The 23,806-nt window shown below is 46.5% G+C and carries 19 protein-coding genes; 8 read left to right on the top strand and 11 right to left on the bottom strand.

From position 1 onward, the window contains the following. Window positions 1-12 precede the first annotated feature (12 nt). From gmd to D7D25_RS14135, 8 genes are all read left to right on the top strand, one after another. Entirely contained in the window at window positions 13-1,098 is a 1,086-nt protein-coding gene (gene gmd, locus D7D25_RS14170) for a GDP-mannose 4,6-dehydratase (protein WP_122969597.1), read from the top strand. Next, a complete protein-coding gene (locus D7D25_RS14165) occupies window positions 1,091-2,206 on the top strand; it encodes a GDP-L-fucose synthase (RefSeq protein WP_122969596.1) in 1,116 nt (371 codons plus the stop codon). The genes gmd and D7D25_RS14165 overlap by 8 nt, the downstream gene beginning before the upstream one ends. 40 nt (window positions 2,207-2,246) lie before the next feature. Further along, window positions 2,247-3,542 (top strand): DUF418 domain-containing protein, encoded by a 1,296-nt coding sequence (locus D7D25_RS14160; RefSeq protein WP_255417322.1) that lies wholly within the window; start codon window positions 2,247-2,249, stop codon window positions 3,540-3,542. An 8-nt stretch (window positions 3,543-3,550) separates the two neighbouring features. Then, complete coding sequence (locus D7D25_RS14155) at window positions 3,551-4,024, top strand: GNAT family N-acetyltransferase (RefSeq protein WP_158602629.1); 474 nt, start codon at window positions 3,551-3,553, stop codon at window positions 4,022-4,024. A 72-nt stretch (window positions 4,025-4,096) separates the two neighbouring features. Next, the gene (locus D7D25_RS14150) at window positions 4,097-5,245 is read left to right on the top strand and encodes a glycosyltransferase (protein WP_122969594.1); all 1,149 of its coding nucleotides are present in this window, start codon (window positions 4,097-4,099) and stop codon (window positions 5,243-5,245) included. A 61-nt stretch (window positions 5,246-5,306) separates the two neighbouring features. Continuing rightward, window positions 5,307-6,620 (top strand): UDP-glucose/GDP-mannose dehydrogenase family protein, encoded by a 1,314-nt coding sequence (locus tag D7D25_RS14145; RefSeq protein ID WP_122969593.1) that lies wholly within the window; start codon window positions 5,307-5,309, stop codon window positions 6,618-6,620. 93 nt (window positions 6,621-6,713) lie between these two features. After that, window positions 6,714-7,979, top strand: a complete 1,266-nt coding sequence (locus D7D25_RS14140; protein WP_122969641.1) for a glycosyltransferase family 4 protein — start codon at window positions 6,714-6,716, stop codon at window positions 7,977-7,979. A 23-nt stretch (window positions 7,980-8,002) separates the two neighbouring features. Continuing rightward, window positions 8,003-8,998 (top strand): acyltransferase family protein, encoded by a 996-nt coding sequence (locus D7D25_RS14135; RefSeq protein ID WP_122969592.1) that lies wholly within the window; start codon window positions 8,003-8,005, stop codon window positions 8,996-8,998. 40 nt (window positions 8,999-9,038) lie between these two features. Here the strand turns inward: D7D25_RS14135 and D7D25_RS14130 are convergent, their stop codons facing one another. From D7D25_RS14130 to D7D25_RS14085, 11 genes are all read right to left on the bottom strand, one after another. After that, window positions 9,039-9,452, bottom strand: a complete 414-nt coding sequence (locus tag D7D25_RS14130) for a hypothetical protein (RefSeq protein WP_122969591.1) — start codon at window positions 9,450-9,452, stop codon at window positions 9,039-9,041. Window positions 9,453-9,576: 124 nt separating this feature from the next. Next, a complete protein-coding gene (locus D7D25_RS14125) occupies window positions 9,577-9,828 on the bottom strand; it encodes a hypothetical protein (RefSeq protein ID WP_148038940.1) in 252 nt (83 codons plus the stop codon). Between the two features lie 141 nt (window positions 9,829-9,969). Further along, window positions 9,970-10,593, bottom strand: coding sequence for a hypothetical protein (locus D7D25_RS14120; RefSeq protein WP_148038939.1), 624 nt, complete (start codon window positions 10,591-10,593; stop codon window positions 9,970-9,972). Further along, window positions 10,586-10,801, bottom strand: a complete 216-nt coding sequence (locus D7D25_RS17880; RefSeq protein WP_148038938.1) for a hypothetical protein — start codon at window positions 10,799-10,801, stop codon at window positions 10,586-10,588. Before D7D25_RS17880 ends, D7D25_RS14120 begins: the two co-directional genes overlap by 8 nt. A 3-nt stretch (window positions 10,802-10,804) precedes the next feature. Next, entirely contained in the window at window positions 10,805-13,576 is a 2,772-nt protein-coding gene (locus tag D7D25_RS14115; RefSeq protein ID WP_122969588.1) for a M60 family metallopeptidase, read from the bottom strand. A gap of 6 nt (window positions 13,577-13,582) precedes the next feature. Continuing rightward, on the bottom strand, window positions 13,583-14,272 hold the full coding sequence (locus tag D7D25_RS14110; protein WP_122969587.1) for a hypothetical protein: 690 nt from the start codon (window positions 14,270-14,272) through the stop codon (window positions 13,583-13,585). A 65-nt stretch (window positions 14,273-14,337) separates the two neighbouring features. Further along, window positions 14,338-15,504, bottom strand: a complete 1,167-nt coding sequence (locus D7D25_RS14105) for a BACON domain-containing protein (protein ID WP_158602628.1) — start codon at window positions 15,502-15,504, stop codon at window positions 14,338-14,340. Between the two features lie 29 nt (window positions 15,505-15,533). Further along, complete coding sequence (locus D7D25_RS14100) at window positions 15,534-16,520, bottom strand: BT_3044 domain-containing protein (RefSeq protein ID WP_122969585.1); 987 nt, start codon at window positions 16,518-16,520, stop codon at window positions 15,534-15,536. 28 nt (window positions 16,521-16,548) lie between these two features. Next, window positions 16,549-18,603 carry a RagB/SusD family nutrient uptake outer membrane protein gene (locus D7D25_RS14095; RefSeq protein WP_122969584.1) on the bottom strand — a complete coding sequence of 685 codons (2,055 nt, stop codon included), beginning with the start codon at window positions 18,601-18,603 and terminating at the stop codon, window positions 16,549-16,551. A gap of 13 nt (window positions 18,604-18,616) precedes the next feature. Then, complete coding sequence (locus D7D25_RS14090) at window positions 18,617-21,724, bottom strand: TonB-dependent receptor (RefSeq protein WP_122969583.1); 3,108 nt, start codon at window positions 21,722-21,724, stop codon at window positions 18,617-18,619. Window positions 21,725-21,741: 17 nt separating this feature from the next. Beyond that, on the bottom strand, window positions 21,742-23,220 hold the full coding sequence (locus tag D7D25_RS14085; protein WP_122969582.1) for a hypothetical protein: 1,479 nt from the start codon (window positions 23,218-23,220) through the stop codon (window positions 21,742-21,744). Window positions 23,221-23,806: the final 586 nt, after the last annotated feature.

Here is a 23,806-nt window from a genome sequence, read left to right as displayed (position 1 = left end):
AAAGGAAATAATATGACAAAAGTAGCGCTGATAACAGGTATTACAGGACAGGACGGATCCTTTCTGGCAGAATTATTGATTGAAAAAGGATATGAGGTACATGGGATAATACGCCGCTCTTCCTCTTTCAATACAGGTCGTATAGAACATCTGTATTTTGACGAGTGGGTAAGGGATATGCGGCGTGACAGGCTTGTCAATCTTCATTATGCGGATATGACTGATTCCAGTTCATTGATCCGCGTCATCCAAACGACAAAACCGGATGAAATTTATAATCTGGCGGCACAAAGCCACGTAAAAGTAAGTTTCGATGTGCCTGAATATACGGCCGAGACAGATGCCGTGGGTACGCTCCGTCTTTTGGAAGCAGTCCGTATTCTTGGGCTGGAGAAAAAAACAAAAATATACCAGGCATCCACATCGGAACTCTACGGATTGGTCCAGGAGGTGCCTCAGAAAGAGACGACACCCTTTTATCCCCGTAGCCCGTATGGAGTGGCAAAACTATATGGTTACTGGATCACGAAAAATTACAGGGAATCATATAATATGTTCGCCGTGAATGGCATCCTCTTTAATCACGAGAGTGAGCGCAGGGGGGAGACCTTTGTCACCAGAAAAATAACCATTGCCGTGGCTCGTATCGCACTGGGAGAACAGGATAAACTCTACCTGGGCAACCTGAATGCCTTAAGAGATTGGGGTTATGCCAAAGACTATGTGGAATGTATGTGGCTGATGCTACAACATGACAAACCCGAAGATTTTGTAATCGCTACCGGCGAGATGCACACCGTGCGCGAATTTTGCACGCACGCTTTTGCCGAAGCCGGCATCCAACTTCGTTGGGAAGGGGAAGGCATAGATGAAAAAGGAATAGATACCGCCACCGGCAGGATATTGGTGGAGGTTGATCCCAAATATTTTCGTCCTGCTGAAGTGGAACAGCTTCTGGGTGATCCTACCAAGGCCAGGACATTGCTGGGGTGGAATCCCCGTAAAACCTCTTTCGAAGAACTGGTCAGGTTAATGGTCAGGCATGATATGAAATTTGTGAAAAAATTGAAAATAAGAGAGATAATCAACAATGAATGAAAATAGCAAAATATACATCGCCGGGCACAAGGGTTTGGTAGGATCTGCTATCTGGAAAAATCTGTTGTCGAAAGGCTACACCAACCTTGTGGGCCGCTCTCACAGCGAGTTGGATTTAATGGATGGTGTCGCTGTCAAAAGATTTTTCGACGAAGAGAAACCGGATTATGTGTTCCTGGCAGCGGCTTATGTGGGAGGAATTGTCGCGAACAATACCTTTCGTGCCGATTTTATCTATCGTAATCTTCAGATACAGAACAATGTGATAGGAGAAAGCTACCGCCACGGCGTGCGGAAGTTGTTATTCCTGGGAAGCAGCTGCATCTATCCGAAAGAGGCTCCGCAACCTATCCGGGAGGAAGATCTGCTTACTTCGCCGCTTGAATACACCAATGAACCTTATGCGATTGCCAAAATTGCCGGGCTTAAGATGTGTGAAAGCTTCAATATCCAGTACGGCACGAACTATATAGCCGTGATGCCTACTAACTTGTATGGGCCGAATGATAATTTCAATCTGGAAAAAAGCCATGTGCTTCCGGCGTTAATACGAAAAATGCATCTGGCCAAATGTATGAAAGAGAATAACTGGAGCGGCATACAAAAAGACCTCAGGCGCAGATCCCTCGAGGGGATTGACGGACAAAGCACTATGGACGATTTTGTCTTCACCCTCAATAAGATCGGTATATTTTCAAACCATCTGGAGCTATGGGGTACGGGTAAACCTATGAGAGAGTTCCTCTGGAGTGAGGATCTGGCTGACGCCTGCGTATTTATCATGGAGAATGTGAACTTCAGAGACCTGAGAGGAGATAACCAAGAGATCCGTAATTGCCATATCAATATAGGAACCGGTAAAGAGATCAGTATAAAAGAGTTGGCCCTTCTCACAGCCGATATTGTGGGGTATACCGGAAAAATCAAGTTCAATCCTTCCAAGCCCGATGGAACAATGAGAAAATTGACCGACGTTTCCAAACTGGAATCATTGGGTTGGAGATACAAGGTGGAACTCGAAGAGGGAATCCGACGGATGTATCACTGGTATCTTTCAGATCAGGTGGAAAATGCGTGGAATCGCTCTAATCCTATTAATATCGCGTGAGACGTACAATGAGACAACAGCTTGAAACAATAATAAACCTATGGGTATGATAAGGGAAAATGAAATTATTCCGGCTCCTTCGCAAAGAATGACGGTTATAGACGCTTTAAGAGGTTTTGCGTTATTAGGGGTGATTCTTATGCATATGCTGGATCATTTCGGCTACGCCACCGGCAATATGCCGGATACCGCTTTTTCCACCAGGTGGGACGGTGTCGTTCAATGGTTCACCAATACGATGATCCGGGGTAAGTTTATAAGCATCTTCTCTTTCCTCTTTGGCCTCAGTTTTTATATTCAAATGGATAGAGCATCGAAGAAAGGTGTTGATTTTCGTAAACGTTTTTTATGGCGAATGTTATTGCTCTTTTTCATTGGTTTGGTCGGCACTGCTTTTGCTTACGTTGATATCCTTACCATTTACGCGGTTTTCGGCGTGGTGCTGGTATTCCTGTTTCCGTTGAAGAATTGGGTGCTCATGGTTTTGGTGTGTTTGCTGTTGACAGGTGTTCCAAATTGGTTTATAGTCGGTTTTGACAATACACGTTTTGATGATGTGATCATTGAACAGCCTTCAGCGACCGTTTCCGGAGACATACCGGAACGACCGGCCGGGAACACCTCTCCCGAAAGTAGAACCTTCTTTCAATCAGCCAAGGAGAACCTGACTGTTAAAACACTGGATAAACTGAAATTTCAATTCATGTATAGTAATACAGGATACATGATCCTGGCATTGTTTATCATGGGATTTATCGTAGGGCGGCTTCGTTTTTTTGAGCATGTGCATGCCAGAAAGAAGAAAAATGTCCGGTTGTTTTTTTTATTCCTGCTGGGTAGTTTTGCCATTTTCATGGCCATCAAATTCATGCCGGATGTGCCATCCAACTTGTCAAGATTGGGAGTGGAGGGGGACACCATTCCGTTTAACACGCTTCTGATCTCGGCTTTGAGCACCATCGGCACTGTCACCCTGTCAGCAACATTGGCGATGGGATTTATCACTCTTTACCAAGTGGACAGTATCAGGAAATATTTGAATTTGCTAACTCCATATGGCCGTATGGGACTTACCAATTATGAAATGCAAAATATGACAGGTGCGATTCTTTTCTCGGCGTGGGGGTTTGGATCGGTATTCGGCAATATGGGAGCGGCCGCGCTTTTCGCCTTGGGACTGATAATATACACATGGCAGATCATCCTCAGCCGGTACTGGGTCAAAAGCTTCCTCTATGGTCCCCTTGAATGGCTTTGGCGTTCGGGAACCTATCTGAAATGGCAGCCATTCAAAAGAGCACAAAAGCGTCAATTCATATTTGCAATAAAAAAATAAAATATATTATGGAATACAGGAGAATTATTGATGTGGATATCAGGGAATTTGATCGTAAGACTTTTGAAAAGTCTTTGGAATGGTTGAGTGATCCGGAAATCAGGGCACTTACGCTGACTCCCGAATCAGACCGCGAATCGAAAGAAAAATGGTTTGAGAACCTCAAGGACAGAGAGGATTATTATATTCGTTCTGTATGGCGTGATGAAGACCCAATCGGGGTATTGGGCATCAAGCATATCACTGATTCAGATGGCGAGGCATGGGCCTATATCGGAGAAAAGAAGTATTGGGGAAAGGCGATTGGCATGGAAATGTTTCAATATCTGATCGATTATGCCGTGTCAATACATTTAGAGTCACTATACATCAAATTTATCAAATCAAATCATTTTTCTTATAAGATAGGGAAAAGATTCGGCTTTGAAGTGGAGGAGGACAAATCGAATGGTGATTTGATAACCATGCGACGCTTTTTATGAAAAGAGATAAATGACATGCCGAATCATTGATGGGTCATCATTACAATAAAAGGAATTTGTTAAAAATGTTTTATGATAACGATAAAGTTTTTTGCGGACATAGCACCTCATTATAGGAGACCGATATGGAATATTTTGATCAACCATCCCGGTTGGGATATGCATTTTTTCTTTGGAGACAGTGAGAATGGGGTTGAAGCGATCGATTTTGAAAAGGAAGGATTTTTATCGCACAAACATCGGCTGCATAAAGTGAGAAATTATTGGTGGAAAAGGGAAACCCTCCTTTGGCAGACAAAAGTCATACGCGAATGCTGCGGCTCTAAATTTGATTACGCCATTTTCACCTCGGAAATGTCCCGCCCATCCACCTGGATAGCTGCCGCAATCTGTCGGCTCCGTGGCATCAAGGTCTTTTTCTGGGCACATGGATTGTACGGACGTGAGAAAGGATTCAAGTTGAGGTTGAAAAAGATTTTTTTTCGACTTGGACACAAGATGCTACTTTACGAAAGACGATCGAAAAAATTCCATATCGAACATGGATTTAACCCCGATAATTTATATGTCGTTTTCAATTCGCTGGACTACGATGCCCATAAATTGTTGAATCAGAAACTGAAAGGATTGGAAAAGAACGAGGTGTTTCCTTTTTTCGGGAATCCTTCTTTGCCTGTTGTCATTTTTATTGGAAGGTTGACCAAAGTGAAAAAATTGGATATGCTGTTGAAAGCGATCCATCAGATAAATAATGAGGAACCCAGGGCTAATCTTGTGGTGATGGGAGACGGTCCCGAAAGAGGGATACTGGAGGAGATGGGAAAAAAAGGTCTCGAGGAAAAATGGTTGTACTTTACGGGTGCATGCTACGATGAAGAGGTGATAGGCAAATTTCTATCTATGTCCGACCTGTGTGTGTCCCCCGGAAATGTGGGATTGACGGGGATTCATTCCCTGAGTTTCGGCACGCCTGTGGGCACACACGATAATATGGTGAATCAAATGCCTGAAGCCGAAGCCATAGAAGATGGATATAATGGCTTCTTCTTTAAGGAAAATGACGTGAACGATCTCAGAGTTAAAATTGAGAAATGGATAAATAACATGGATAGGAACCTCTTGAGGGAAAGATCACACGAAATAATCGATAAGTATTATAACCCTTATTATCAGCTGAGTGTGTTCGAAAGAGCATTTGCAGAGGAAAAGCCTGAGTTGTGAGAAATATTAAAAAACAGATTGCGCTGTTGGATATTATTAAATAAAAAAGTGAAATAATCGTATGAATATAGCTATTATTGGCACGGGGTATGTGGGACTTGTTTCCGGAGCGTGTTTTGCAGAGATGGGAGTAGATGTGACTTGTGTGGACATCGACTCAAAAAAAATAGAGGATTTGAAACGGGGAATCATTCCTATCTACGAGCCGGGATTAAAAAACATTGTTATTCGCAATACTGAAGCGAATCGTTTGCATTTTACCACGGATCTGGCCTCGGTGATAAACGATATGGAAATAGTTTTTATCGCCGTGGGCACTCCCTCTGATGAGAAAGGGACAGCCGACCTGTCTTACGTGATGACTGTGGCCGAGAATATCGCCGACAACATGACAAAACCACTGCTGATTGTTACCAAAAGTACTGTTCCGGTAGGCACTTCATTTCGTATAAAGGAGTTGGTGAGAAACCGTCTCGATAGCCGTGGAATGCGGAATTTGAAGTTCGATGTGGCATCCAATCCCGAATTTCTGAAAGAAGGCGCTGCCGTTAACGATTTTATGAGTCCCGACCGCGTGATAGTCGGTGTGGAATCCGAGACGGCAGAGGAATTGATGACACGTCTTTACCGTCCGTTTGTGATAAATAATTTCAGGGTGATTTTCATGGATATTTTATCGTCCGAAATGACCAAATATGCTGCCAATGCCATGCTTGCCACCCGTATCAGTTTTATGAATGACGTGGCCAATCTTTGTGAATTGGTGGGGGCAGATGTCAATATGGTACGTCGTGGTATAGGAAGCGATAGCCGTATCGGCCGTAGTTTCCTCTATCCCGGATGCGGATATGGTGGCAGCTGCTTTCCGAAAGATGTCCGGGCATTTATAAAGGTGGGAGAAGCTTTTGGTTACGAAATGAAACTTTTAAAAGCGGTGGAGGCCGTCAATAATAACCAGAAAAGTATTCTTTTCCGCAAATTCAGTCAATATTTTAACGGGGAAATAAAGAATAAAACTGTTGCTGTGTGGGGATTGTCATTCAAACCTGAAACCGACGACATGCGTGAAGCGCCTTCACTCACACTTATAGACAGCCTGCTGAAGGCCGGTGTGAGGGTAAGAGCTTATGACCCTGCCGCGATGAACGAGGCGCGTAAATACCTCAACAATGGGATTTATTACGCCGCCGATATTTATGATGCGGTACAGGGGGCTCACGCTCTCATCATTCCTACTGAGTGGAAAGAGTTCCGCCTGCCAGATTGGAACAGATTGAAAAAAAGCATGGATGATTACCTGGTGGTTGACGGACGCAATATCTATCATAAAGAAGAATTGGCATCTCACGGTTTTACATATAGTGGGATAGGATAACAAGAGGCTTTGGAGCTCTTTTTCCTTTCCGAAAACATTGCCCTGCGGATTATTGATTCAATATTAAACGAAAACTTGTCAAACAATAAAGAAATGAGAAAATTAAACGTCCTCATCAATGCTTATGCTTGTTCTCCAATGAGGGGCAGTGAACCCGGCACAGGATGGAACATGTGCGCCCATTTAGCGAAACATTGCAGCGTGCATGTCATCACGGAAGGTGAATTTCGGGATGAAATAGAAGCTGTTCTTGTCACTTTGCCCCAAAGGGATAATATGCGTTTTTATTATAATCCGGTTTCGGAGAGAGTCAGAAAGATGGCTTGGAATCAGGGTGATTGGAGATTCTATGCCCACTATAAAAAATGGCAGAAGAAAACATTGGAAATGGCAAAGCTGATTGTTGCCGATCACAAAATAGATATCCTGCACCAACTCAATATGATTGGTTACCGGGAACCGGGCAATCTGTGGGAAATAGAGGACATTCCTTTTGTTTGGGGACCCATCGGAGGCCTGAAACAATTTCCGGCAGCTTATCTGCAGGGTGCGGATTTAAAGTTGCAACTTTTTAATCGTCTCAAAAACAGCATAAATCTATTACAGTTAAAGTATGATTATCGGGTCAACCAGGCGTTCAAAAGAGCAAGTTTGCTGATGAGTTCAATCCCTGTTTCATACGAGGCAATAAAAAAATACAAGAAAAGAGAGTCTGTGCTGCTTTCCGAAACAGGATTGTTTGTAAAGAGCGATGTGCCCATGGAAAGATTCTATAACGACGGCTTTCATGTGATGTGGGTGGGGAAATTCGATTTTCGCAAGCAATTACCATTGGCCTTGAAGGCATTGGCGGCTACCCACAATAAACAAATTATTTTAGATGTGTATGGTCAGGGCAACCAAGCGCAGGAAAAGGAAGCAAAACAGCTCGCGGCTGATTTGAAAATCTCCGACCAAATAGTGTGGCATGGTAACAGACCCCTTGCCGAGGTACATCAGGCAATGCGCGAAGCGCAACTTTTTTTCTTCACAAGCGTGAGTGAAGATAACCCTAACGTTGTATTGGAGGCGCTAAGTAATCGACTTCCTGTATTGTGCTTCGACACCTGTGGCTTTGGTGCCACAGTCAATGATAAAGTCGGTCGTAAAATTCCGCTTACAAATCCTGAAAGATCCATTATTGATTTTGCTGAACATTTAAATAGGTTTTATGAGAACCGGCCATTGCTGGAAGAATTATCGCTGAATTGCAAGTTACTTCAGGAACAGCTCTCATGGGACGAGAAAGCAAAAAAAGTGGTGGATTTATACCATCAGGTGTTGTCTGACTTTGTCCTGGTCGAGAAAGGCAAAAGATAATTTGTGGCGAGATTTTGAATAACATGATGAGGAAGAATTACATAGACATTCTAAAAGGCATTGGTATTTTTTTCGTGGTGCTCGGACACGTGACACGAATACCTGAGTTACGTGTCTTTATCTGGAATTTTCACATGCCATTGTTTTTTTTGATATCGGGTTTTCTGTATAATCCGGATAAATATCCTGATTTTAAAGGATTCTTCAAATCAAAATTTAAGTCTGTTTATATACCTTATGTGCTGTTTTTCCTGGTGACTTTTTTATATTGGGTGGTCATAGAGAGAAGGTTTAGAGGTGGTGAATATGGTATTTTTCACCAATTTGTCGGGCTCTTTTACGGAACTTTGGAAGGAAACCACTTATATTTTAATGGGCCATTGTGGTTTTTACCTTGTTTGTTTGCGACGGAATTGATTTTTTATTTTATCTCAAAGATTAAAGACAAAATAGGAATATTATCAGTCTTAATCATATCTTTCACAATCGGCACCTTGGTGCGACTGTATGATCTGAATGTTTTCCCTTTTGGCTTGCATACGGCCTTTTTTGGTTTAGTTTTTTATGGAACAGGGTTTATCTTGAAAGAACGGGAAGGGAGCTTTACGAATCTTGCATTGGTTTTTAAAATCTTACTATTAGTCGGCTGTATGCACGTTCAAATTATGGCTGTTCAAAATGGATACAGCGGCGATATTGAGACATCTCCCATTTATTTTATTCCAATAGCATTATGCGGCATTCTGTTCTGGGCTGTATTGTCAAAACTGGTCAATAAGAATAGAACGCTTGAGTATATGGGGGTTAATTCGTTGATCATTATGAGTGTGCACGAGCCCATTTATCGGTTTCTAATTGGCGGGTTCAGTAAGTTGTCAGGTATGGAAGTCAATATGATAAGAACCAATCTGACTTATTCTGTTTTGATTTCAATTACCTGTATAATAGCCATTATTCCAATAATATACGTCTACAATAAATATGTGAGAAAGAGGATAAGCACTTTATCTTTATTTTGATCCATGTAAAGCATATCCTTCCCCGCTAGGTTACCCCGGCCTACTCGGTTGAAGTGGGCTCCCACTTTTTAAAAGCGACCCTGACATCCATGTGCTCCTTGACATTTTCAAAGGTTTGATCTGGCGCAACCGAACGGATCATTTCTCCGTTTATTTTCCAGTATTTGATTTCCCACGACTTGGAATGGGTCGCTTTAAAGACAACGGTTTTTCCTTTTTCAATTTCGGATCGCGAGTCAATTTTCACACCGTCCACGGTTGCCTCAAGGGTGCCTTCTCCCCAATCAACGCCAAACATAATTATTATCTTTTCGGGTTTTTCGGGTTGTGGTAAAGGGGTATCGTCTTTGCTGCAAGAAGAAAAAGCCAATGACAAACCGATAAGAAGTAACAATGTGGAAAATAATCGGAAGCCCTCCTTCTGATTATTCGATTTAAATTGTAATGTCTCCATAGCACGTTTTTTTTGTTTCCTATATTAAAAAGATGGGAAAGTCAAAAAAGTTGCATGGAGGGATGTTAAAAAACGTTAATTATTCTGCGGTCAGAAGTCCGGAGCCAATCGCCGGTGTATTTTTTTACCGGTGATTCCGTATATCGGCAATGATTAATATCACCAGCATAAATACAATAGTTCCCACAATATAGAGCGTGGTCGATAAGTCCCATTTGCGGTACAATTCACGGTTCCTGTCGAAATGATGGAAAATGTCCACATGTTTCTTTTTTCTGTAGAGAAGTAAATAATTCAACAAAGCCAATAAAAACATAAGGAGTAATGCGTTGTATTTACTGTCGAAGTACGAGAGAGGCCAAAGAAAATCAATCATTGCCAATATTATAAAAATATTTAAGAACAATAGAGTTATACAGGCAAAAAAAGAGGCTATAGCAGGAGTGCTGTCTTTTCTTCTCTGATAAAACTTGTAAATTCTATAATTCAAATAATAAAACCAGTTCATATCCGCTTTTCATTGTTCATTCCAAAAATCGTTTCCTGTAGCTTCGAGCAGAAACTTTCCGCCGAAATAGATGCCTGCGGCAGCCCATCCCCAACCCGGAACAAAACCGACAAAACCCATAATTAAATCCACTCCGCCTTCACCAACTAATTCTTTATGACCCTCTTTTATTTCCAGAAATGTCATGCCAACTCCTATTAGTCCGAGAGTATTCCCTCCAATTTTCAACGCACTCGACGATCCTTTCACAACTCCCGTAGGTATATACATATTCCCTCCGGGAAGTTTAAACATTACCTGGGAAGCTTTTGTCGCCGAATTTGAATAGGTATAGGCAAGCGTTCTGTCCAAAGCCCTTCCGGTAGAATGCGCCAGGCCTCTGGCAACAAAAGCAGCACCGTTGAGGCCATGTCCGAAATCCTTCCATGTGTCACTTCCTGCAAAGTCCGTTAATTCATTCAAAAACCCCTCCATTCCCACCGCATGTTCTATAAACCCTTTTCCGGGAATCCAGGTCAACTGGCTGACAAGTGAACCGCCCACACCATAGTTGTCGAGGAACCACAACTGCCCGGTTTTTGAATTATAGTTCAATCCGGCGGAATAGGCTTCCCCGTTTCTAAATTCAAGCATGGGAAAACCCATGCTTGAATTTAAAACAGCACATCTCTCCTATACCGTATAGGTAGGCGTAGGCGAAACGGAAGGTGTGGAGGTAGGGGGGTAAGACGCTCCACAATGCCGAACCGTACTCCATGAGTTGCATTCCAAAATTCCGACACTTATGGGCGGAATTATATACCGGAATGACGATGCTTATTATTTTTTCTTTTATACCCATCGTTTAAAAACTTGCTTCCGTTTTTGTCCCGTCGTAGGCCACCGCATACACTTTGGTGTGGGCCGTGGCCGGATTATCCAGGGTAAACGAGGCGCGGTTGGAAACAAATACCAGGCTCTCCCCCTCATATACTTCGTAGGCCACCGCGTTTTTCCAGCCGGTCATGGTTATTGTTTTACCGCTTTTTGTCGTGGATCCTGCCTTTACCGGCAGCCGGTTTTTGAACACCTCCCAATTGGAGTCGCAGATATACTCCACTTTTTCGGACAAGAGGGGATAATTTTTCGCTTTTATATCTGCCACAGTCCGGTCTATTTGGCTTTGGGTGATAAGTATGCGGGCGTTGCCGTAATCGTCGATCGTTTGGTCGAAAGGCGACAGGTATCCCCATTTGCGGAAAAAACCGGTCAAATCGGTGCGGGTGACGTCGCACATCATTTTCACAAACTCCAGTTGTTGTTCTCCGGCATTGGGTTTGTCGGGCGAGGTGCGTACTTTCTCATAGAGATCTTTGTAGGTATCTTCTTGTCCGCGGGCGTTGGAGAAATAGAGCTGTAACTGCCACAGCGAGACCAATTTGCAAAACACATCATTTTCGCCCGGATGAGGCGTGTTTTTCACGAAAGAGTTGTGGAAGGCTTTCTCGTACCGGTTGTTATAGCGTCCCTGATTTTCTTGTTCTATCCGCGAGGGATTTCCCCATTGCGTCTGCACCCAAAGGGAGTGGACGTTGTTGGACACTTCGGTCATGCCGTGCCATTTGAATCCGGGGCGGGTTTGAAACGTGTGTCCCTGCTCGTGCGCCGGCCCCCAGGGAGATTTCTTTAATTCGTTTACGTTCAGAAGTACTCTTCTTTCATTTTCTCCGGTAATATTGTATGCGGTGCGGTACGCGGTAGAGTAAAAATAAGAATGATACATCGCATGAAAATAGGCGCGGTTCACTGTCGGGCGGTTGTATTTCATCAATCCCATGAACTCTTTTTCCAATCGCACCAACTCATCGTAAGCATCGATCAATTGATTGCCGTTGTTGGCCGCATATGTTTTAAAATGGGCGGTGGGGAATGTGAGATGAGCGTGTTCGCCCATTACATCGAAATAATCGTCCACGGCGGCATTGACCAGGCGGGTCCAGTCGGCGGCGTTATGTTTCCGCGAATCGAAGTAGCCGTTTACTTTTCCGGTGGCAAAATGGATGGTTACGGGAGGAGCGGTTTGATAATCGGGCGTGTGGTAGAAGACGTAAGCCAATCCTTTGTTGCGTGCCTTGAATTTGTTTATTCCTTTCGACAAGGGGTAATAAGAAGCGTTTCCGTAGCCGTCACCGCCGGGTTTGTCGAGATTCTGCACTTTGAGGTTTAACGGATAACCTCCTGTCTCGCCCACGAAAACAACCATCTCTTCGCCTTCGGCAATACTTATTCCGGTGGGGTTATCGAGCAGGCTGAGCGTTGAAGTTTTGTTTGCGTGCGCCCAATCGTCGGGATGCGGCCAGGCCTTGTAGTGCTGAATGCGGAACTCTTTCGGATAGATGTCGTTAAAAAGGTAGAGGGCGATATTGCGGTAGAGGTTGTTGGATATTTTGACAATATCTTCCGCCGTGACACCGGGTTTGAGTTCCGAACAGGTAAGGTCGGTGAAAAGCGTCAAGGGGTCGAAGTTGTCGGGATTCTTGCGGTAAAACTCCATCTCGGCACAGGCGGCGAATCCCTGTCCATCGCCATGTCCGGAACGGATGATGAATTTCACCGACTTGGGTTTCACCAACGGTTTTTGGAACGACACTCTGGCTGCGATGGACGCGCCTTTGAAGTCATGATCCATCACTTTCTCGTGGGTCGGCTTCTCTTCCGTCGCCACCCATATCTCCACCTCCTTGAAATGACCGTTGTGCCCTTGCTGACGGGGATAATAAAGGAGATAATCGATACTCTCTTGGTTCTCAAAGAAATATTCGAGGGTGATGGGGAAGTAATTGGGTCCACTGTTGTTCCATGAGGAGTGATAGATGGAGCTGTAATCGCCGTCGAACGATTTTTCGATTTCGCCGCCCGGCTGGAATGAACTGGCCGTTGCGCGGCTCACGGGAACTTTGATATCGTCCTTGATGTCGTTTTCGGAAATGCCTTCATAGTTTCCCCGTGCTTTCTGGTGAACCTGTGCTTTCTTCTCGAGCGTGCCGTTTTTTTGGCGGATGGTGATTTCGGTTTGCCGTTCGCCCGGTTGCAGGTTCCATTCCACTTCGAAGGAAAAATTCTTTTTCACCATGTCGTTGGCGCGGGTTCCCGATTTTATTTTAATCCATGTTGCCTCGTCGGGAATCACGATGTCGTAATCTATATTGGAGGTGACTTCCAATTCCATGGTGCCGCCGTCGGCCGACAGCGAGAACGTTTCGGCAGAGAGCAAAATGGCCGGATCTTTTCCCAACTGTTCCACGACAATGGTGCCGTTCAGGTTTCCGGCAGTGATGATGATTTCTCCTTTCCGCACATCCAGATCTTTATTCTCATCGGCGCTGATACGCAGCAATCGGCTTTGCGGGGTTGCCTTGAGCCATGATATGGCATTTTCCGAGACGGTCGCCTTCCAATCGTCGGTATGGCATTTGACCGTGACCTCGCGCGAGGAAGGAGTGTTGTTAAAAGAGACCGTTTTGTTTCCTATTTCAAGAAAAGGGGGTATGTTTTCCGTTTTTTCCGAACATGCCGTAAAAAACAAAAATGAGATGACGAGCATCCCAAGATAAAAGAAGGGGTGATACCGTTTCATGATGGTTTAATTTTGGAGGGATTCTATGCTGTCGTTGAGGTTGTTCAGTATTCGGGATATATCGTCTTCCAGAATCTGTTTTTCAATCATTTTGATTTGGGTGATCAGTGCGCGCGGTTTGACCCGCCGGCTCATTTCCACTTCCAACAGACGGTTTGGAAACCGTTTCCGGATGGCGACGATGTCGGACATATAGAGCGAATCTTCTCCCTGGTAGAGGGAATAAGCCGCCTGTTGCAGGATGAATGCGCCCAGACTGTCGGGATACCGTTTTAAAACGGCATTCAGATAGTCGTTGCTGCGTTTGAAGCTGCGGGATGCCGCTTCGGGTTTTTCGGCTACTGCTTGCAGCAGACCGAGTTGGAACAGGTATGTTCCGTCAATGGCGCCGATGGAGTCGGCGTAACATTGTACGGAGAGTGCCTCACCGGGATATCCCATTTCGGTAAGCAATCTGGCTTTTACCCCGTAGTAATCGGGGTTTAGGCTGTCGATGGCAATGGCCCGGTCGAGCAGGTGTATACATTCTTGGGCAGAATCAAGTTCATGGCTTGATTCCGCCAATCTCAACGCTTGCCGGTAGATAATGTCCGCTTCCCGGTTAACGGGATGCGGGGTAATATCGACCGGGCGGGAAAAGCGACAAGCGGTAAAAAGCGTATAACAGATTGCAACGGTAAAAAACAATTTTTTCATCGACTCTCCACTGTTGAAAAGGATAAGAGGCGGATAGCGCCTCCTATCCTTTTGATTAAAGGCTCTTATTCGCTGAAGGTGTAGAGGTAAAGTTCTCCCATGTTCCACCAACCGTTGGAAGTGTTGGAAGCATCGAGGGGATCTTTGTTTCTCCTCGCTTCCGGAACAAAACGGATGTATTGACAGGGGGTATCGAATACGGCTACCTGGTCGGATTGAACGGTAACGGCTCTTCCCGAGGGAAGCGGAAAAGTGACGGTGGCTGCCTTGAACCATTCACTATCCACATCTTTTCCGCTTTCACTGACCCATATTCCGGCGCGGGTAACGTCTCCCCCCCCGTCGCCGTTGTGTCTTGAACTGTACGCAATCCGGAGGTATTGAACCGGCTCGTTCAGGTTCATCTGTACAAAATGAGGCTTTCCTCCGGGAGATACCTTGCTCCAGAGCGTATGGTAAAACGTGTTTTTGACGCCGTCCACCAGACCGGGAAGTCCGTGTCCGTCATTTTCCTGAGTGGCATTTGCGGACAGCATGTCGGATGTCAACGGAATTTGAACCCATACTTTCGGATCCTGCGCGATGGAGAACGAAGCCTTTTGGTTCACATACTCGGACGATTGTACCGTAACGGTCGCGGTTCGTTCCTGATCCGAAAAAGAGGTGTCAATTTGCAGGGTGATGATCTGTTCGTTGCCGCTTCCTTGCTCAATCTTGATGAGTTTTATCCAGGTGTTCTCAAAATCCGGTGTGACATAATCGATGTTCATTTCTGAGGATGCCGTCACGCTGACGACACCTCCCTTGTCGGTTACATTGATTACCGTTCCTTCCGTTTTACCCTCGATCGTGATGGAGGGTACCCCCGTGTTGCCCGATTGCGACACTTCGATGGTATATTCCTGATGTCCGTAGGCGATGGAGATTTTTGCCGTACGTGTCATATACAAGTTGTTTGTTGTGGCCGAAACCGTGACTTTATCCGCATTTTTTTCCACCCGGCACCATTCCGCATTGGAGCGAGCATTCCATTTTTCGACCGGCAGATTGGTCTTTACGGGAATTTCTTTTTCACCGCCGTTGACGGGAAAAGAGATGATACCGCGGTCGTGGTAGTCGACAAGTAGCTCTTTCACTTCGAAATCGGTTTCATAGTCCGGTTTACAGGAAATAATCCCCATGAAACAGAGAGCACCGATAAGTAATGTTGTAAATAAAGTATTTTTTTTCATGTTGATTTCTTTTGTTTTAACGGTTCGCATTATAACAGATCGGCTCTCGGATTGTATTCTTGGCGCAGAATCGCCTGTACCTCGCGATAGGGATCGGTTGCGGTCAAGCGGTATTTGTAGTGCAATCTGAACTCCTTGTAATAGTTGGCCCGGCCGTCGGGGGTGGAAACGACGTTAATCCTGAATGTGTTGTCGTATTCTCCCGTGGGGGGCATCGTCTGCACGTCGATGGTGCGATAGGGCGAAATCGTCACTTTCCGGGCATTCGGATTCTGCGGTGTTTTTTCACCCACTTGAAGCACGATGCTTCGTTGGTTGATTTTTTCCAATGCCGATTTGTATTCGCCGAAGGTTTCATCTCCTGCCATCAGGCGTACGGAATTCACACCCAGGGGGAATACCTGGTTGGAACTGGTCGGACGTCTGGGTGTTTCGCTTCCTGTGTAGATATAGGAAGAGGTGTAGTTGTAGAACGTGTTTGTTTTTGTCGTGGCAAATTCATTCTTTTTGTAAATTCTGAAAAGCACCTCTTTCTTGTTGTCGTTGAAAGCATCCGTGCCCACCGGGTCAATCCGGTAGTTCAGGAAATAGATGCTGTCCGGAGAGAGTTCTTCCAAGTCTTTCAGGATAACCGGAAATTTCACCTGAAATTCGCCTGGTTTGATCACGTTGGATGTTTCGGGGATGGAATAAAACTTTTTCGGGAGCAACTTGGCGAAGCGGGCGTGGTCGATATCGAAATTGGATTTGTTATATGCCTTCAGCAGCGAATCGGCCTCCATGATGGAGACCTTCATCGATTTCCCGGATGGCTGGGAACCGCTCAGCCCGGCAACCAGGTACAATGTGTCGCCTTCGCCCTTCAAATCGGCCACCTGGCGGTCGTAAATCAGGGAGCTGTTGCTCAGCAAATTGATTTCATTTCTGTATTGTTCTTGTTCAAAGTCGTAAGAATTACAGGCATGCAGTGCCAGTAGGGCGAGAGTGACAAGAATGACGGATATATTATTCTTCATAATTTGTATAGGATAAAAATATTCAACCTCATCTGTTCCATCCCGGATTCTGGTCCATGGCAGGAACTTTTAATAACTCATCGTGCGGAATGGGAAGAAACATCATTTTCGGTTCGGCAATCCGGTCCCGGATATTTTGCAGATTGATCGTGACAATATTCCAGAATCCACCGTTGTTGTTGGCATCGGTTCGTTCTTTTTCCACATCCAGCCCGCGCCAGTTAGACGAATTGGCGTCTTCGTCCAGGTAGATTCCCCAACGGCGGGTGTCAAAATAGCGGTATCCCTCGTTGAAGAGTTCCACTTGGCGTTCATTCATCAGGATTTTCCCGAAGGTGTTCTTGTCGGCCAACTCAGCGTCGGTAACGCCGGCCACTCCCCCCCTATAGCGGATCATATTGAAATAATACTTCATCTCGTTTGTGTTGCGTGTCACGGTAACGGTGGTCGTATCGCCTATGGCGTTCAGCACTTTCACCGAAGGAGAACCTTCCACATTGTTCAGCGCTTCCACATACTCCAACAGCACCTCCGCGTAACGGATAATGGGGAAAGGTTTCGGTGAGGTGCGGAAGTTCGCTTTTACGTTCCCCTTTCCGTCCGCCCATGAGTCATCCGGATGGATGTATTTTACAGGTACGTACCCTGTTACGCAATAGTCGTTGATGTTGCTGCCGGCGCCGGTAATCCCGGAGGGGTCGTCCTTGGAGAACCACATCTGTCTTTTGGAGTAGGTGAGGTCTTGGGAGGCGGAGTTCATCGGCCAGTAACTTCCCGGGAATCCGATGGAGGCGTAAAACCGGGCTTCCCGATTACCGTACATCTTGGGCACGTTCCCTTTTAAGAGGTATGCGCCCAGCATTTTATCATTACCGATGGTTTTTGTCAAATCAGGTTCATAGGGATACTCTTCGGAGGCGTTATGGATATCGCGGCCATCGGCCATCAGGTAGCAATCGATTACTCGCTGCGGCACGGACATGCCGCCCCAGCCTCCGTAATAAACGGGGAAGCAGTGTTTGGTGTAGTTTGTGACATTACTCGACTCGTGAGCCCAGATAAACTCCTTGTTGGTCTGAATCACCCCCTCGCCGTTAAACATGTGGCTGTAGGAGTAGTAGGGGTCGATTCCGCCGGCGCCGAGGGGAAACGGGGCGGTCGGCACATTCTCCGCCAGGGGATAGGGATTTTTGGTATCCATCTCCACTGTGTGCAGTTCATACAACTGCATGTCAATCACTGATTTGGCGGCGGCAGCTGCTACCGCCCAGCGGTCGGGATCATATACTTGGTTTACATAGAATTTATCATCGCTTTTTCTTTTCCATGTGCCGAAACAACGCTTGGCGGCATCACCTCCGTTAAAGAGCGGAGAGGCTTGATAGAGACGCAACCGGGAAATCAACGCCAACGCTGCGCCCTTGGTGGGGCGGGCGAAATAGTTGATCGATTGCTGGGCGGAGGTGGGCAATACCTTTGCCGCTTTGCCGAACTCCCCGCAGATATAATCGACGCTTTCATCGTAGGTGGCCCGTTCCCGGTCGTAAAATTCGGCCGATTCGGAGTTGGGGATGACATCGTCTCCCACAATCAAACAGGGGCCCCAGTTCATCAACAGGTGGTAATAGGCATAACCTCTGAGGAAATGCACATATCCCCGATATTTTTGTTTGTCGAGCGTGTTCATGTCTTCCACCTTGTCCACATTGGCCAGCATAATGTTGCAACGCCGGATTACGGAGTACATGGAATACCAGATATTCATACGTGAAGGCACATTTCGTTCGTTGATTTCACCCACGGTAAAGCGTATGCCCGAGAATTCGGTGGTACGCCAACGGGCGGTCAGTTCATCGGAAGCAAACTGTCCCGGAGTCCAGGAATTACCCCAGATCGCGCCGGGATCGGGAAACCGTGTGGGTGTGTTCCAGAGATATCCCTCCGCATTTGCCTGGCTGTGAAAAATGGAGTCTTGCTGGAAGGTGGCTTCAAAATAGCTATCCACATCCAGGAAGTTGCAGGAGGTGAACCACGCGCTCAACAGGATGCCGCACAGTACTATTGTTTTTGAAAATATTTTCATAACTTTCGTGTTTTTAAAAATTAAGATAGAGTTGGAACGTATAGGATGTCGGTATCGGGTAGGCTCCTCCGTTATAGTGTGCCTGCTCCGGATCAAAAAATTTCACCTTGTCGATGGTAAACAGGTTGTTGGCCACCAGTTCCAGATCGATGGAGTTTAGTCCGGCGGTTTGCAACCATTTGTGGTTTTTCAGTTTGTATCTTACACTGACTTCCTGCAGACGGATGTAAGAGCCGTCGCGCTTCCAGAACGTGGAAAGTTGTTCGTTGTTCTGGTTGTTGCCGTAGGAGAGGCGCGGGAATTCGGCATCGGGATTCTCCGTGGCGGGGTCGCCCGAGTACCAGGCAGGTGTCCATCGGTTTTTCGGATTGTTCACCAATTTCAGCACATTGCCCAAGTCGCCGTTGTAGAAGGGTATCCATCCCGGCGCGTTAGGCCCGTAATACTGGATGTCGATACCCGAACGGTAATATTCCACTTTGGCGGCCCCCTTGAAAAGGAAGGCGAGAGTAAGGTTTTTCCAGCGGAAATCGGCACCCGCACCGTACATCATGCGCGGGACCTGATTCCCGTAAGAAAGAGGAACTTTGTCATCTTCGTTGATGCGGCCATCGCCGTTCACGTCGCGGTATTTGATGTCGCCCGGGCGGACACGGCCGAAAGCGGACTGGTCGGGGCTGGTTTCAATCTCTTCGCGGCTGGCAAAGAGCCCCTCCGCGATATAACCCCTTAAAACGCCATACGGTTTACCGGTAACGCTCAGGTAGTCGTACGGCAGTTTGTTCTCTTCGTAATAGTCGATGATGTTTTGCGAGAAGGTGTAGTTGGCGCGTACCGTAAAGCCCATATCCTTGTTGATGGTGTGGTTGTATTCGATATTGCCGTCGGATCCGTAGCTGTGCATTCGTCCCACATTGGAAAAGGGCAGGTTCACCAATCCCAGGTAAGAGGGTAACGTCACGCGCGGCATAAAGATATCGTCACGCTGGTCGCGGAACACGTCGGCCACAATTTTCAAGCGGTCGTTCATAAAATTAACCTCGACTCCGGCATTGGCTTTCTTGGATACCTCCCATCTCAAGTTGTCCGCACCGACCTGTGTTTCGGTGATACCAAAGCCTCTGTATCCCCAAGTTGTGCCTGCGTTGTTACTGATCAGGGTGAGGTAGGGAAAACGTATGGCTCCGGCCAACTGGTCGTTTCCCGATAACCCGTAGGAGCCGCGCAGCTTGAGGAAACTGATCCAGGGTAGATTTTCCTGGACCCATTCATAACCTGTGGGAATCCACGATAGCGCGACGGAAGGGAAAAAACCGAAGCGCTGCCCTTTTTTGAACTGCGAGGAGCCGGTGTATCCGAAATTGGCATCAATGAAGTAGGTGTTGTTGTAACCGTAGGAGAGGCGTCCGGAGAGGTTTTGGCGGCGGGCCGGAATGGACTGGATGCCGAAAGCTCCTATATCCCACCGTCCGTCCTGTACATCTTCCATATAATAAAAGAGCAGGGCTCCTACGTCATGCGCGTCAAACGACCTATTGTAATCCGCTTTGGCCTGGAAATAGTATTTTCTCCAGTGGTTGCTGCCTTTGAGATATTGCAGGTTTTCTTCTTTCCGGGTAAGCGATTTGATAAGCTTTCCTTTCGAGTCGCGGCCGGTGGCGCGGTACATGTTGGGTCCCAGTGTCCGCGATTCGGTCACAAAGGTTTGCAGATGGGATTGTACCTGTGCCGAGAGTTTCAGCCCCTCCAAAAATCCTTTTAGCTCCTGTTTCACTTCCAGGGTCAGCATGTTGCTGTTGTTGTTTGTCTGGCTGTATCCGGTATAATTGAGGTTGGCATACGGGGAAGACAAGTCAGAAGTCCCGTAAGTGGGCAATGTCCCGTCGGAATAGGTTACCGGAAACATGAGCGGCGTAAGCATCCGTGCCGCATTCCAGAGTTGGTTGGTGTTGGCAAATCCCGGCTTGATCTGATTGGTGATATGCCCGTCCGTTCCGAAATAGAGCGAGGTGGAGGGAGTCAGGTTCATGTCGATGTTGGCGCGGTAGGTGATCTTGTTATAAGACATCGGCTTTTTGAACCGCACTTCCGCCTGGTTGTAGGCTGCATTTTCAAATTGCGCTCCCATCGACACGAAATAGCGGGCCATTTCTCCTCCGCCCTTGGCGCTTAGATAATAGTTGTGTTTAAGGGAGGTTTTTTTTATAATCTCATCCATCCAGTTCACATTGGGGAATAAGTCAGGGTCGAGCCCCGATTTGATGACATCCAGTTGAAGGGGGGTATAAATGTCGGACTCACCGGACAAAGCGCGGGCTTCGTTGGCCAGTTTGGCATAATCATAAGCTTCCAAGTATTCGGGTAACCGCTTGAGTTGGTTTACCTGAAAGGTGCCTCTCCCCTGTATCTGCAATTTGCCCGACTGTCCCCGCTTGGTGGTTATCAACACCACGCCGTTGGCGCCGCGCACACCATAGACGGCTGTAGCGGCCGCGTCCTTGAGCACGGAGAAAGATTCCACGTCGTCAGGGTCGATATTGTCCAGGCTGCCTTCCAGTCCGTCGATCAACACAAGGGCGCCGGCGTTTGCGCCGAAGGTGCCGATGCCGCGCACCCAGAAGTTGGAGATGTTCTGTCCGGGTTCTCCCGAGGTCAGGCTGGTCATGATGCCGGCTACGCGGCCCCCCAGCATGTTGTTCAAAGATGTGGCCGGCGTCTTCAGCTCCGCGACGTCCACCGTGGTGATGGCTCCGGCTATGGATACTTTTTTCTGGGAAGTCAACCCGGTGATTACAACCTCATCGAGGACTTGCGTGTCTTCTTTCATTTCAATAATGATGTTGGTCTCGTTATTTTGTACCAACCTTTCAACGGTTTGCATGCCGATCATTTGAAAAACGACGATTTCGTTTTTTGCCGCGCTGATTTTAAACCGGCCGTTGGCATCGGTGTTGGTTCCCACACCCGGCGCATTTTTGATAAAAATGGAAACTCCCGGCAGCGGTTCATTGAGTGTGGCATCCATCACCACCCCCGATATTTCCAGATTCCGGTTTTGCGCCGGCACAAGGGTTACGTGCAAACAGCACAGGATGGCGATACAAGTTATTATTTTTTTCATACTCTTCTTGGGTTTAATTATTCAATGGAAAGTTTGCGGATCACGTGGTTCATTTTGTCCGCGACATAGATTTCGCTTCCGTCACTGTTTACCGCCACGCCGATGGGAAAGTGAAATTTGGCGAATTCCGGTCCTCCGTCTTGGAAACCGGCTGATTGCGGCAATCCGATGGCGGTGTTGACCGTTGCTTTCTCTTTGGGCACTGTGGTGTCGATGATACGGATGCAGTGGTTCCCCGTATCGGCAATGTAAAGTTTGCCGTCTGAGGTGAAAGCCACCTGCTTGGGTGAGAAGAATTTGGCATTCTGCAGCAGGCCGTCTTCCCAGCCGCGTCCGTTGACAGGCCCGTCGATCATGGTGAGACCGGCATAGTCTTCTCCCCGGTAGGTCGTTTTATCTTTGTCTCCCAAATCGGAAACATCTAACCGCTTGATCAGATTGTAGTCTTCCAACACCATATACAGCATATCGGGCTCAATGGGTGAAAAAGCTATCCAGGTGTTGGCGCCGCGTTTCCCGTTCCGGGCATTCACGTATTCCGGCATGATGTTGTCGAGCAGGATTTCCACATTGCGGGTCACGGGATGGATGCGGACCAGTTGACCGTTATAAAGCACCGAATAGATTTGGTGATCATTTTTGTTCACCACGAAAGAGTACCACCAGTTATTTTGAAAGATATTTCCCGTACCGGTGGTAATCACCTGCCGGCGCCGGGGGGCATAGCTCAAACTCTTCAGCAACTGGTAAAAGCCCCCTGCCTGGTCTTCGGGCAGATAGACCGCTTCATTGTTGGTTTCGCCGGAAAAAGCGGGAGAGTTGAGGTTGGCTGAACCATATCTCAAAACAATCAGCGACTGGTTTTTTTGGTCGGCCATCAGCAGGTTGCCATTCACACCTTCGTTCTTGTCGTTGCGGGCTCCTTGTCCTCCGTTAAGACCTTGTCCGTCAAAGGTTCGCTCGGTAATGAAGATGTTATCCTCATCATCGAGGCAGATACCGAAAGGTGCGGACAGGGAAGAGTTGGTCAGGTCGCCTCCGAGGGTCGGCACGTTGTTTTCTCCAGGCATCGGTTTTCCCACCACCGTGCTGACGGCCGTCTGCGTCTTGTAGAAAAAATTGCGCGCTCCGGTGCCGGAAACCACTTTGCCATCGCCCGTAGTCCGTTCCACAATAATGTCCATTTTGCGCAGGAAGGTCAGTTTGGGCACCATCGCGTAAATCTTCCTGCCGTTGGAGCCTACCAAACCCGCCTCATGCTTCACATTCAACGTGTCCACAAAGTAGACCTTCATTCCCGTGGTATCCGAACCGAAATTTTCACCCTCAATAATTATGGGGGTGGCAATACCTCCCGAATCGGGATAAAATCCCGTCACTTTAATCTCTTTCGATGGGTCGAAAGGTTGAAAGTTCACCGGCTTATCTTCCTTACAGGATAAAAATATGCCTGCAAGAAGTAAAAACGGCAAACCGAAAGAAATGATTTTTTTCATCTTGATTTGTTGTTTTTTAATGAATGGTGTTGAATTGTTATCGATTAAATGAAAGTATTGAAATTAAATAATTTCCTTATGGATGATCAAAAATAATCAGACAGATGGTTAAAATCCTGACATATACGATGTTGCTGTCTTTCTCTCCTTTTTTGTATACCGATGCTTCCTTCTGAATAGATAGATGTTTCCTCTTCTCACAATTGGGAGGAAATGGGATAAAAGGGTGATAACTATCCGGCGTAAACGGCCAAAAAAATGTATGCCGGATTTCCGGCAATATGAGGTAAGTCAGGCAAAAACCGCGAAACGCATATTTCGTTTTGGGAAATAGTGTGGTGGATTTTACAAGTTTTCGGTTCCTTGAGAAAAAAAAGATGAGCGTTTGCCCCGGTCTTTTGCAGAAAAGATGGCGTGTGGGTTTTATTCCCTTTTTTCCACAAGGGATGAATATAGGTAAGTGTCTGTTAATCAGTGTTAACGGGGGGGGGGGGGGGGGGGAAAAAAAAAAAATTTTGAAAAAAATTTTTTTAAAATTTTTTTTATTGGTTTTTGGGTTTTAATGGGGGCTTTTTTTTTTTTTTTT

The organism is Proteiniphilum sp. X52, from assembly GCF_003712195.1.
GTDB lineage: Bacteria > Bacteroidota > Bacteroidia > Bacteroidales > Dysgonomonadaceae > Proteiniphilum.
The sequence above is the reverse complement of the archived record's forward strand: the minus strand, read 5'-3'. Positions and strand labels throughout refer to the sequence as shown.